An 11,738-nucleotide genomic window follows, 5' to 3' on the forward strand; every position below is an offset into this window, starting at 1 on the left:
GTCCCTCTTTTATTGCAAGTGCTTATTTAATTCTGAGATCTTGGTCGACATCATAAACTTCGACGCAGTATCCACGATACCCGCAGTGTGGACAAGTTAATTTCCGTGTCTTTGGGGTATGTTTTGAAAACGCAAAATCCCGCCAACTCGGCTTAAAGTGCTGATGACAGTTTGGGCAGATGTAGGCGACTTTCTTGTAATAATCCCAGACAATCCAAATGGCCATGATGACCACAAGTGGGAAAATAATCGCAGCTGGAATCCAATTCCCCGACATGATCCAGACGATGACGGCAAAGATCTCCAACCCATCCATCATTAGCCCCCATGTGACCATCCACCAACGGAACCGCGTTAACTTTGGTTTGCTTTCCATGATATTTTCGATGCCGTCTAAATCAGTTTGAGAGATTAGCGAATAATCTGTTAGACTGTCTTGAACTTTGCGAATCATTTCCAATTGAGATCGCGTTGTTTTCATTTCGTGTTTGAGATGTTTCTCCTGTTCTTGAAGCATCAGTGATAAGACCTGCGTCGAGTTGTCCTCTGATAGCAGGTCTTTAATTGTCGCCAATGACAACCCCATTGATTTAAGCAGGATAATCAGGCGCAAAGTTTTAAGCTCCCGGTCGGTATATAAGCGCCGGCCGCCTTCAGAAATCGTCGTTGGATTTAAAATGCCCTTTTGATCATAATATTGAATCGTTCGCACTGAGACGCCACCCAGTTTTGCAAATTCTCCTGTTGTATAAGTCGACATCGTTCTCACCTCCTGATTCTTTTATATCCTATGACGCCGCGTAATGAGCAAGAAAAAAACTAAAATGGTTAAATTAAACGTCATCGCAAACCAATCACAAACTAGGTTATCGTTTTTGTCGTTTTTTTAAGCATACCGCAAAAGCGTCCCGTCAGCCACAGCCGATAGGACGCTTTAAGAGTTGTTAGAATTATTTGCGAAGTTAAAATTTATTGAGCAGTGTAACCACCATCAACAACGAATTCTGCTCCAGTTGCGAATTTGGCTTCATCTGATGCCAAGTAAACGCAGATCCAAGCAATATCGTTAGGCTCACCAATGTGGCCCATTGGGGTCTTTGTCCGTTGTGACATCATTTCTTCGGCACCTTCAAGATCATCAACCAGTGGTGTCTTGATGTAGCCTGGGTGAACCGTATTAACTCGGACGTCGTAGTCCTTTAAAGCACAGTCCAAAGCGGCTGATTTTGACATAATTCTAACCGCACCCTTTGAAGCATTGTAAGCACCCAAAGTTGGGTCGCCGACAAAGCCTTCAATAGAAGACATGTTGATGATTGAAGCGCCGAGGCCCTTGTTTTTCATCCGTTGGATACCCAAACGTGTTCCAAAGAAGACACCGTCTAAGTTGACAGAGAGTAGCTTACGCCATTCTTCAGTCGTTGTTTCCTCAACACTCTTGCTAACCGCAATTCCGGCATTGTTCACAACAGTGGTAACAGGTCCAAATGCGTTTTCGGTTGTATCAAATAACTCAGTCCAACCTGCCTCATCAGAAGCGTCGTGTTGAACGAATCGAATAACGTCTGGTCCACCAATTGATTTTGCGGCTTTTTCACCGACATCAGCATGGCGGCCAGTAATCACAACTTTTGCGCCTTCTTCAACAAACTTGTCGGCAATTGCCAAGCCGATTCCAAGTGTTCCACCAGTTACAATAGCAACCTTGCCTTTTAAACGATCAGTCATTTGAGTTCCTCCATAAGGGTATTTTTATTTGTTAGTGATTTATTTCACTAATTCAGAATACACTGTGTGCAATCGTTTGTAAACAATTTTTTATTAAAAAAATCATATTGTGATTAATCAAATTAAAAAGAATCCCGAAAATGAGGATTCTCCTTTGACTAAATCGTTATTTTAAAGCCGTCATGATTCCCATCACAGTCAGCAAAACTCCAACAACTGGTTTGACGTACTTGGTAAATTTTTGTGGATCCAACTTTCCCAATAACACCGGAGCCAAAAACGACCCCATGATGGCGCCAAACATCAGACCAAGGCCAACCGACCAATCGACATTTCCGGCTGATAAATGAAATACGAGTCCGGTCGCTGTCATAACCACCAACACTAATGAAGAGGTTGCGGCCGCGGTGACCATATCGACTCCCATAACCAGTAAGCCGGCGACAACCGGACCACCGCCACTTAATCCACCAATACCAACCATCAAGCCACTCAATATGCCATAAAATGGGACAAGCCACTTATTCGACTTTTTATGATTATTTTGATTACTAAACAGGGTCTGAATCCCCAAAATCGCAAGTACAGCTCCAATAATATAAGAATAGATTTTAACTGGAATATGCGGTGACAAAAGAGATCCCACAATTACTGCCGGAACAGCAAATATGATCATTTGCCAAGCCACCTTGACCTTAATTTTATGTTGACGAAAGTATGAGTACGAGCCAATCAACAATGACGGAAACGACGTCACCAGCGAAGTGGCAGCCGCACTTGCAGGACCCAGGCCAAAGACGGTCGTCAAAATCCCCAAATAAAATGCCGCACCGCCACCACCCAGGGTAATCACGATCGTTCCAATAATAAAGCCAACCACAATTAGCAACAAGATATTCATGATATTGATCCTTTCAAAAAAACATAATGGAATTATTGTACACCTTGATCAACATTGATTATCGCCACAATTTTGGCCGTTAATCTTTTTTCTCCAAAATAGTCAGAGATTGTGATACATTTAATGTGTATCCTATTTCCGAATTAGACGGATTTCTAACGGGGTGATATAAATGAACGAGAAAGAAAAAGCACAAAATGCGAAACGGGCCAACATTATGTGGATCATGCTTTCGCTCATGGTGCTGGTGGTGCTTGCCGGAATTGTCGGCATTATCATGAAGAGCCATCAAACCAGCCAGTACAAAGATATGATTCGACAAAGTGTGGTTGCCTATAATAAAACAGATCCGGCAACCAAGCTGTCGCCAACCAGCAAAACCAAAGTGTACCGTGTTCGCAAATCGGGTGACGGGCAATTCTTTGTTCAGCTAAACGGAACCACGCCGAAGTTTGTGTATCAAAAAACAAAGGGGCAATGGACATCCGTTGGCACTCAGAAAAAAGTCAACATGGTTCTAAAATACCGTCCCGTCTACACTTCGACCCAACCTTAATTGGCCAGGTAACCAACAATAAATATGACAAAAGGCAGCCAGAACTGGCTGCCTTTTAATCTCCATAAATCACTTATTGAACTGGGCTTTGAGCCGCCAAAATATCATCAATCTTCTTTAATTCTTCCCTTGAGAAGGACAAATTATCCAACGCTTTAACGTTATCCAGAAGTTGTTCGGGACGACTGGCCCCAATCAAAACACTGGCAATTTCCGGTTCGCGCAAGTTCCAAGCCAGTGCCATTTCGGCAAGTGTCTGGCCACGGTCGGCTGCGACTTGGTTTAATTGTTTAACTGTCTTAATCGTTTCTTCAACCTGTTCTTCATGCAGGAAGGGACTCGTTGACTTGTGTGCCCGTGAATCAGCAGGAATGCCATTCAAATATTTATCAGTTAGCAATCCCTGCGCCAATGAGCTAAAGCTGACGGCAGCCTTATGTTCCTTCTTCAAAACCGGCAGGAGATCACTTTCAATATGACGGTCAAACATATTGTACCGAGGTTGGTGAATCACAAACGGGGTTTTTAAATCATTGAAAATTTTAGTGATTTCGGCTGTCTGTTGACCATTATAATTAGAAATTCCCACGTAAAGGGCCTTTCCTTCGTGAACCAATTCATCCAATGCCAAAGCCGTTTCTTCCAACGGTGTTTCCGGATCAAACCGGTGAGAATAAAAAATATCGACGTAATCAAGATCCATTCGTTTGAGGCTCTGATTGGCGCTGGCAATAATATTTTTGCGAGATCCCCATTCACCGTATGGGCCCGGCCACATGTAGTAACCGGCCTTGCTGGCAATAATCATTTCATCTCGATAGGCCTTCATGTCACCCGCCATAATCCGGCCAAAGTTTTCTTCGGCACTGCCCGGTTCTGGACCATAGTTGTTTGCCAAGTCAAAGTAAGTGATCCCCAAATCAAAAGCCTGGTGAATAATGGCTTTTTGATTTTCGAAGGAATCAACACTCCCAAAATTGTGCCAGAGACCAAGACTTAAAGCGGGTAATTTTAAGCCACTTTGGCCAACGCGTTTATAAACCATTTTATCGTAACGATCTTTGGATGCTGAGTACATTTTGCCATCTCCTAAATTGTTTAGCTAAAATATACCACTTCAAGTATACTTGAAGTAAAATCATTTCGACTTAGGGGGCAGCCAACTTGAAAACGATCGCTAAAACTTATTCAATCACTGAGGTCTCTAAAATGTACCACCTACCTACGACCACCCTTCGCTATTATGAAGACTTGGGATTGCTCTATGATATTCCCCGAGTAAAGGGCCGCCGGGTATACACCCAAGAACACCTCAACCGGCTGGGGGCAATCTGCTGCTTCAAAGATACCGGAATGACGTTAAAGGAACTGCAGGAATTGTTCCAAGCGCAGACTGATGATTCCGACTTGGACAAGACCTGTGAGATTCTTGACATCCACTACCAGCAGGTGTTGGACCAACTTGCCCTTTTGAGGAAAAACGAACGTCACATCAAGCGTAAGGTCAGATTTTATCACGACATCAAAACTGCCAAGGAGAATCATTCGAAGATGCCGGATTGGAATGATTATCGAGATCGGGAATTTTAATTTAGAACGATCAAAAAAGAACTTTGAGAAAACGCAAGCTCAAAGTTCTTTTTTAAACTCATTTCAGATCCTTGGAAGTTAATTCCAATTGATCCCAGAAAGTTGGGAACAGATAATTATTATAAGCAGCCTGCTTGAAGTTCTTCACCCGATGATTGACGGGTGTGAAGCTCAACAGCGTACTCTGTGGTGCATAAGCCGCTTCTTTATTCATATAAACCTGCCACTTCTTAAACTGCTTGATCCGATACTTTTGATTCCAAGCTTTATTGTTATTAAGACTATTGAGTAATTTGGTATTTTTCTTGGTGACAAAATGCCCCATGTTATAAGTAGCATCTTCGCCGTAGAACTGAGTTGGGGTTGGTTCGTAAGTCAATTGCCAGCCACCGACGAAAACGTCAATTTTATTTTGCTTCGGTTCACCCAGAATTGAGTAGAAACTATTAATTTCAAGTGGTCGGCCATTTGTCATTTGAACATTTAAGCCCAATTTACGCCACTGCTGAACCTCGTAGCGAGAAATTTCGTTGCTGGCTGCAGATCCCTGCATGGCACCGAAGTGAATTGTCAACTTCTTGCCATTGGGTTGAACGTACCATTTTCCCTTCTTCTTGTACCCAGCCTCTTGAAGCAGCTTCTTGGCCTTGGCCATATCATACGGGAAGCCGGCTGCCTTTGAATCATGGTATTTTTTAAAAATCGGTGGGATTAGGGTATTTGGTCGCCATTGAACACCACTTAATAGCTTCTTATTGACCTTGTCCAAATCAACCGAGTACAGCATCGCTTTTCTCAGGTTCTTATTGCCCATCTTACTGTGTTTATCCATCACATTCTTGTTTTTCTTGGTATCAAAGTGACCGACATTAAACCCAAAATAGCCATAACTGAGTCCGGGGGCTCCGGCTAAGGTATAACCCTTGATGTCCTTAACTGATTTATATTGACTAGCGGGCAAACCGCCAAGCGCAAAATCATACTTTTTCGCTTTAAAGGCGGCCGCGGCGTTGCTTGAAGAAACGACTTGGATATTGACATGTTTGATCTTTGGTTGCTGACCCCAATAATATTTGTTGGGAACCCATGCAGTTGATTCACCTTGAACCTGCTTTTGCAGCTTGTAAGGCCCGACAAAGATTGGGTGTTTTCGAACTGCTGGCGCTGACGAGAGTTTTGAAATCTTCACATTCTTTATGTGTTTGTATGGAACCACGGTCCCCCACAAGAAAGAGTTTCCGGCGTACTGCATGGCTGGTGAAAGATGGGTGTAGGAAATCACGACCTGCTTACCATTTTGACCATGAGGATAGGTAATTCCGGAAATACTTTTGGCTTTTCCCTTATGGTAAGCAGCCATTCCTTTAATCGTCGCCATGTCAGCCGAATACTGCTGGGCAGTCGTATTCTGATTGCCGATAATTTCATATGCATATTCAACGTCCTTGGCAATAACCGGGCTGCCATTCGACCAGCGGGCATTCTTTCGAATCGTAATGGTTGCCGTGTTGTTTTTTCGGTCTAACTTTAGATTGGCTAATCCACCCTTAACGATCTTGAAGTCTTTGTTGCTCTTAAAAAGCTGATCACCGCCACCCGGAGAATAAACATCAGAATCTTCGACATTATCCTGTAAAACTGCCAGCGTGATTCCTGTGAAGGGTGCATCAACGACCTCTGCAGCATTCAATGTGCTGTCATTCCCCGCCTTGGTCGCCTTTTCGGGAGCACTGTAGGTTGTCGGCATGGAAATTGGTTTGGATTGAGACTCAGAACTTTTATTCGAACAGGCCGCAACGGCCAGAGCTGAAAAGCTAACGGCTCCTAACACCAACCACTTCTTATTCATCTTCATAGCAATATCCCCTCGAAATATTATATTTAAATGAGAACCCTCTAATATTAATTTAATTATATATCCTCAGGGTTGGCTTATCAATACGGAAACCGCAAACCAAACAAAAAAGGTCGAAGATTTCTCCCCGGCCAGATCCTAGTGATTGCAAAATATTTCTTTTTAATTTGGGATTTAGCTCCCGTAACAATCATACCACATTCTGGTGCCTTTTAGACACCCAGTCAGGTAAGCATTCGCATATTCTCTGTTAAAAGGTAATTCGCAAACTCATCATTAGCCAACCTCGCCTTGATTCGTGCCTCTTTCAAATCATAGGCATCCTGTTATGAATCATTGAAATCATTGAAGAAGACACCTCAGAAAAATTGTAATTTTTCCAGTTATTTCAAGCTCTGAAAGCGCTGGCAGACAACTTAAGACTATGATAATATCGACTTGACTATTCCGATAGTGTAAGAGGAGGGTGTACCTAAGATGAATTCAGAAGAAAAACAGTCACTTATCAAGTCTGTCAACGAAGCCTCACCAGATGGCCTACGTCAGTTTATCATCAACCAGGCACAATACGACCCCTCATTTTTCCAAGACGTCACCGCGCAATTTGGTGAGTTGGATACAGATGCTGAATTTGCTAAAACAAAAAAGCTCATCCAAAGTACGATTCGCCATAATAAGACCTACGGATTCATTGATTATCAGGGATGTATCAACATCTGCAATACCCTGGATGACATTATTAACAAGTACATGCTTCGGTTCCGGCAGGGACATTACCAACACGCGTTATCCGGATTATTACTGGTGGTTACCACATGTGGCCGGATGCTCTCAACGGCGGATAGTAGTTCCGGTGCCCTCACCGATACCTTTGACCGCGTCTTTTCCGCGATGAAAAATTTAAGCACCAACATTGCGCCAACCCTCTTGGACACTCAAAAAGATGCACTCGTCAAAGAAGCCATTCGCACATTCAAACGGAAACTATTTGCCGATTGGGCTGAGCAACGTTATAAGATTCTGTATAATGTGTTACCGCTCATCTCCGAAAAATCCGCAAAATTAATACAAACTGCTTCCAAAAATGTTATCAAGTCAGTTGAAGCCGGCTATGACCAGGTCCAATCGCAAATTCAAGATAAAATCTTAAATGCCCGGATTTTAATTCAACTAGGCCAAACTGATGCGGCCTATGAATTTATGAACGAAAATAAAGATATTCCAGAAATCCGTGAAGTTGCCATTCAAAATGCAATTCAAAATAAGGATTATCCATTAGCCGAACGACTGTCCTTGCAGGCATCTGAAAAAGATCCAGGCTGGCGCCGAATTTGGGAGCAGTATCTGATCAAGATTTATGACGCCACCGACCAACAGCAAAAGCAGCAGGAGGTTCTCGAAAAACGCTTATTCGCAAACTATCCGGATGCGTTTGAACCACTCAAAAAATTATTGAAGCAGACCGGCCAGTGGAACAATGAGCGCCCACGCATCATGCAACTGGCCGCCAAGCATCTGACACCCGAGAACAACGCCTATGTTTTAGACAAAGAGGGCCAATGGGACCAGTTGATCCAACTTGTGATGCAGAATCCTTCACTAACGGAAACCTACAGCGAAGACCTTTACAACAGTTATCCCGACATGGTGAGTCGCATCTACTACCAAAACGTGGTCTTAAATGAAAAGAACCCCAGCAGACAAGCCTATCGTCGAATGGGTCGCAGAATTAGAACCTGTTTAGAGTCTTACAAAGGCCCGAATAATTTGCTACAATCTTGATAAAAAAGAAATGAGACCCGCTTTGATGACTAATTATCTTAACCAAATCTCTCGTTCCCAGTTTGAAATGATTCGGCCTGAATTGGAAACAGCCCGGAAACGCACCGCACCTCGAACCCAAGACCTTTATCAAGTATTTAATGCGCTGTTGTATCTACTAAAAACTGGGTGTCAATGGCGTCAATTACCTCACGATTTTCCAAAATGGTCGACGGTTTATTATTACTACCGAATTTGGTCAGCTAAAGGGCCTGGCTTTCAAGAATCTTTGTTGGAACAGGTTTTAAAAAAATTGTCTTTACCCTACGATCCCAACAGGATCGCTCGGCGCTAACCTCATTTATTATTGTCGATGCTCAGAGTGTTAAAAATACCGATACTGCTCAAAATAAAGGCTATGATGGCGGTAAGAAAATCTCTGGGATTAAGCGCCATTTAGCCGTTGATATTAACGGGCTGCCACAAGCCATCCATATTACTCGAGCCAATGTTTCTGATCGGGACGGTGCCAGCGCAATGTTGGCTCTTCATGCCGATCATTTAAAAAATGTTCGTAGTGTCCTGGTTGATGGTGGTTATACCGGCACCAACTTCGCCATTGATGTTAAAACGAATTTAAAAGCAACCGTTCAGGTTGCTAAACGCAATGAATTACATAACTTTACCGTGATGCCGCAACGCTGGATTATTGAACGCTCCTTCAGCTGGCTGGATAAATGTCGGCGCCTCTGGAAGAACTGCGAACGTCACCTTAATACCAGTCTACAAATGGTGGTGCTGGCTTTTCTGGCATTACTCCTCAAGAGACTCTAAACAGGTTCTTAAGAATTACGCGGAATTTGGAAATCCCAAGACCGCAATTAAGTGGATTGATGGCTTGATCGAAAAATACCCAACTCGTCCAGCAATGGCTGAAGAATTGGGTAAGGTAAAAGATAAACTGATTAAAAAGGGCGAGTTGCGTTAACAACGACGATGTTTGACGACCGTGAAGAAATGAAGGATACATCCTAACAACACGTAGAAGATAACCACAAACGATGCGTAACGCCACCAAAAATCGGCAGTGGAAACCAACCGCAAACCAACTTGAATTCCCATTGTTAATAGGGCCATTACAGCAACCATGAAGAACAATTCAATATATCGTTTCAATGTACTATCATCTCTCTTTTTGACTAAATTCAGGCGATGTCCCCATTTGAGGCAGGCCTGTTTTTTATTTTCCGGTAATTCTTTCATGCCCCAGGTGTTAGTCAAAACCAGTTCATGGATTTTGATGACCCCGGCAGCTGACATGACCTTATCGATCGTTCGAAAACTTTGATCGGTCACACCGGTAACCCAGTTTTCGAATGCACCGGTATAACAATCCGTAATGCTTAAGTAGTGCTTATCTTTAAACCGATCCGGATGCGTACCGCCATCATGATCAAAGCGCACCAAGCGCTGGCGCATGCAGTCAAAGAAGTCCTTCATTTTTCCTGCTAATCCGCCCCAATAAGTTGGTGCTGCAATAATCCAAACGTCACTTTCCAGCATCTTTTTTTCAAGTTGATCCAATACCGGATCCTTTTGATCCCCCTGGTCCGGCTTAAATGGAAAGTCTTCCAGATACACGGTTTCAGTGGTATTGGGTGCTTGAACCCCGGATAAGACCGTGTCCATCATCATTTTCGTCACGCCGTCACTTCTATGCGACCCTAAAATACCAAGTATTTTCAAGATCAATCCCCCTTTAACATTTTTTGATCATAACCTAAAATGCTGCGAACACAAACTGAAGATTTAAGACTGTAATGATCGCCGTCAGTAGATAACCGATAATGGTGACGTATTTTTGATTGGTATGAACACCCATTAAATCCTGGTTGCTGGTCAATGCGACCATCGGAAACAAGGTAAATGGCAGTGCAATTGATAAGGCAATCTGGGCGTAAACAATAATTTGTTCAAAGTCATGATCGTTAAATCCAACCAAAAACCCAATTGCTAAAATCGGAATCAAAGTCACAAACCGGGTGAGCAATCGACGCTCCCAAAGCGGCAACCGAATATGGAGGTAACCCTCCATTACAATCTGCCCAGACAAGGTGCTAGTAATTGAGGATATCATCCCCGTAATTAGTAACGCGAACGCAAACAATGTGCTCATCAACGGACTTGCCAAGCTGCCAACCACTGCCGAATTTTTCAATCCATTATAGACATCTTGAAATGCAGACAGCTGACCGCCAGTGTGAAAGAACAGCGTTCCACCCAATATCAGGAGTAAGGCGTTAATTAGGAACGCCGCAACCAAATGCACATTCGAATCCCATTTCGCAAACCGCAACGCCTCATTGACCTGCTTGGGATCGTGATAATCGTAACGGCGACTTTGCGCCAACGATGAATGCAAGTAAACGTTGTGCGGCATAATCGTTGCCCCGACAATCCCCAAACTCATAATCAGCATTTCGTGATTGGTGAGAATTTTCGAAGTTGGCACCATACCGCTAATAATCTGCACCATATTCGGGTTGGATCGGCCAACTTCAATGCCAAAAATAATCCCAACCGTCAATATTGATGCCAAAACAATTAATTCAATTCTTCTAATTCCAAATCTTAAAAATAATAGCACTAACAAAACATCTAAAATCGTTAATAAAATACCGTACAACAGTGGCAGGCCAAATAAGAGTTTCAATGCAATCGCTGTTCCAACAACGCCTGTCATATCCGTCGCCATCATCGCTAATTCATTAATAATCCATAATGTATACCGGCCGGACTTGGGGACCTTCTGGGCAATCGCCTGGGCCAAATCCAAGCGTGCCACAACCCCCAATTTGATTGATAGCGTCTGCATAAACATTGCGACGAGAATGGACATCAGCAGAACCGATAACAATGAATATCGAAATTGGCTGCCACCCGACAAGGATGTGAGCCAGTTTCCGGGATCCATATAGCCAACGGCGACCAATGCACCCGGTCCGCTATAAGCTAAAAATTTTTGGACAAATGACGTTTCATAAACACTTGGAACCTCGACGCTTTGATTAATTTCGTCAAGGCTTCTATGCGTTTCATTTTGACTCATCAGTCAGCCCCCTCAGATAATTGTTTCACACTGAGATCGGCCAAGAACTGGCAAAAGTCATCACTTCCATTCATCGGCTTTACGGCATCAAAGGTATTGCCACCGCTAGCCTTGAAAGTTTGGTAATTTTGAACATTATTTTCTTCAAGTGTCTCCAGACAATCCTCAACAAAAGATGGTGTCACTAATAACACGCTTCGTTTGCCCATTGCCGCCAGTTCCATCAACGTATTCTTTA

General features: G+C 43.2%; 12 protein-coding genes. 4 read left to right on the top strand and 8 right to left on the bottom strand.

The genetic code is table 11. From position 1 onward, the window contains the following. Positions 1-22: 22 nt before the first annotated feature. The 3 genes from AB3112_RS04425 to AB3112_RS04435 all read right to left on the bottom strand — a co-directional run bounded on the left by AB3112_RS04425 (position 23) and on the right by AB3112_RS04435 (position 2,629). Positions 23-760: a MerR family transcriptional regulator gene (locus tag AB3112_RS04425; RefSeq protein ID WP_367334018.1), complete on the bottom strand. Its 738-nt coding sequence runs from the start codon at positions 758-760 to the stop codon at positions 23-25. Positions 761-969: 209 nt separating this feature from the next. Beyond that, on the bottom strand, positions 970-1,728 hold the full coding sequence (locus tag AB3112_RS04430) for an SDR family oxidoreductase (protein WP_084973575.1): 759 nt from the start codon (positions 1,726-1,728) through the stop codon (positions 970-972). A 166-nt stretch (positions 1,729-1,894) separates the two neighbouring features. Beyond that, positions 1,895-2,629 carry a sulfite exporter TauE/SafE family protein gene (locus tag AB3112_RS04435; protein ID WP_367334019.1) on the bottom strand — a complete coding sequence of 245 codons (735 nt, stop codon included), beginning with the start codon at positions 2,627-2,629 and terminating at the stop codon, positions 1,895-1,897. Between the two features lie 172 nt (positions 2,630-2,801). On the opposite strand from AB3112_RS04435, the gene AB3112_RS04440 reads away from it, so the two are divergent. Further along, on the top strand, positions 2,802-3,185 hold the full coding sequence (locus AB3112_RS04440) for a hypothetical protein (protein ID WP_057909614.1): 384 nt from the start codon (positions 2,802-2,804) through the stop codon (positions 3,183-3,185). A 73-nt stretch (positions 3,186-3,258) separates the two neighbouring features. Here the strand turns inward: AB3112_RS04440 and AB3112_RS04445 are convergent, their stop codons facing one another. Next, the gene (locus AB3112_RS04445; protein WP_367334020.1) at positions 3,259-4,263 is read right to left on the bottom strand and encodes an aldo/keto reductase; all 1,005 of its coding nucleotides are present in this window, start codon (positions 4,261-4,263) and stop codon (positions 3,259-3,261) included. Positions 4,264-4,349: 86 nt separating this feature from the next. Between AB3112_RS04445 and AB3112_RS04450 the strand changes: the two genes are divergently transcribed. Then, a complete protein-coding gene (locus AB3112_RS04450) occupies positions 4,350-4,775 on the top strand; it encodes a MerR family transcriptional regulator (RefSeq protein WP_084973578.1) in 426 nt (141 codons plus the stop codon). A 58-nt stretch (positions 4,776-4,833) separates the two neighbouring features. Here the strand turns inward: AB3112_RS04450 and AB3112_RS04455 are convergent, their stop codons facing one another. After that, the gene (locus tag AB3112_RS04455) at positions 4,834-6,630 is read right to left on the bottom strand and encodes an ABC transporter substrate-binding protein (RefSeq protein ID WP_084998137.1); all 1,797 of its coding nucleotides are present in this window, start codon (positions 6,628-6,630) and stop codon (positions 4,834-4,836) included. 477 nt (positions 6,631-7,107) lie between these two features. Here AB3112_RS04455 and AB3112_RS04460 point away from each other — a divergent pair, with 477 nt between their 5' ends. After that, positions 7,108-8,412 carry a hypothetical protein gene (locus AB3112_RS04460; protein WP_367334021.1) on the top strand — a complete coding sequence of 435 codons (1,305 nt, stop codon included), beginning with the start codon at positions 7,108-7,110 and terminating at the stop codon, positions 8,410-8,412. Between the two features lie 10 nt (positions 8,413-8,422). Beyond that, a protein-coding gene (locus AB3112_RS04465) for an IS5 family transposase (protein WP_089143190.1) occupies positions 8,423-9,225 on the top strand; the annotation gives its coding sequence in 2 pieces (ribosomal slippage) (positions 8,423-8,711 and positions 8,711-9,225; 804 coding nt in all). 150 nt (positions 9,226-9,375) lie between these two features. Here AB3112_RS04465 and AB3112_RS04470 read toward each other — a convergent pair. From AB3112_RS04470 to AB3112_RS04480, 3 genes are all read right to left on the bottom strand, one after another. After that, positions 9,376-10,137, bottom strand: a complete 762-nt coding sequence (locus AB3112_RS04470; RefSeq protein ID WP_084973582.1) for a flavodoxin family protein — start codon at positions 10,135-10,137, stop codon at positions 9,376-9,378. Between the two features lie 34 nt (positions 10,138-10,171). Beyond that, positions 10,172-11,500, bottom strand: a complete 1,329-nt coding sequence (locus tag AB3112_RS04475) for an Nramp family divalent metal transporter (RefSeq protein WP_367334022.1) — start codon at positions 11,498-11,500, stop codon at positions 10,172-10,174. Further along, a partial coding sequence (locus AB3112_RS04480; protein ID WP_367334023.1) for a ferrochelatase occupies positions 11,500-11,738 on the bottom strand: 239 nt, incomplete at its 5' end. The genes AB3112_RS04475 and AB3112_RS04480, both read right to left, overlap by 1 nt.

This window comes from Lentilactobacillus sp. (genome assembly GCF_040773105.1).
In the GTDB taxonomy this organism is placed as follows: Bacteria; Bacillota; Bacilli; order Lactobacillales; family Lactobacillaceae; genus Lentilactobacillus; species Lentilactobacillus parabuchneri.

What these genes read in the sequence shown, in the direction of transcription:
- AB3112_RS04440 (WP_057909614.1), top strand. Translation starts at nt 2,802, where the DNA reads ATGAACGAGAAAGAAAAAGCACAAAATGCGAAACGGGCCAACATTATG.
- AB3112_RS04455 (WP_084998137.1), bottom strand. Translation starts at nt 6,630, where the DNA reads ATGAAGATGAATAAGAAGTGGTTGGTGTTAGGAGCCGTTAGCTTTTCA.
- AB3112_RS04445 (WP_367334020.1), bottom strand. Translation starts at nt 4,263, where the DNA reads ATGTACTCAGCATCCAAAGATCGTTACGATAAAATGGTTTATAAACGC.
- AB3112_RS04435 (WP_367334019.1), bottom strand. Translation starts at nt 2,629, where the DNA reads ATGAATATCTTGTTGCTAATTGTGGTTGGCTTTATTATTGGAACGATC.
- AB3112_RS04425 (WP_367334018.1), bottom strand. Translation starts at nt 760, where the DNA reads ATGTCGACTTATACAACAGGAGAATTTGCAAAACTGGGTGGCGTCTCA.
- AB3112_RS04430 (WP_084973575.1), bottom strand. Translation starts at nt 1,728, where the DNA reads ATGACTGATCGTTTAAAAGGCAAGGTTGCTATTGTAACTGGTGGAACA.
- AB3112_RS04475 (WP_367334022.1), bottom strand. Translation starts at nt 11,500, where the DNA reads ATGAGTCAAAATGAAACGCATAGAAGCCTTGACGAAATTAATCAAAGC.
- AB3112_RS04460 (WP_367334021.1), top strand. Translation starts at nt 7,108, where the DNA reads ATGAATTCAGAAGAAAAACAGTCACTTATCAAGTCTGTCAACGAAGCC.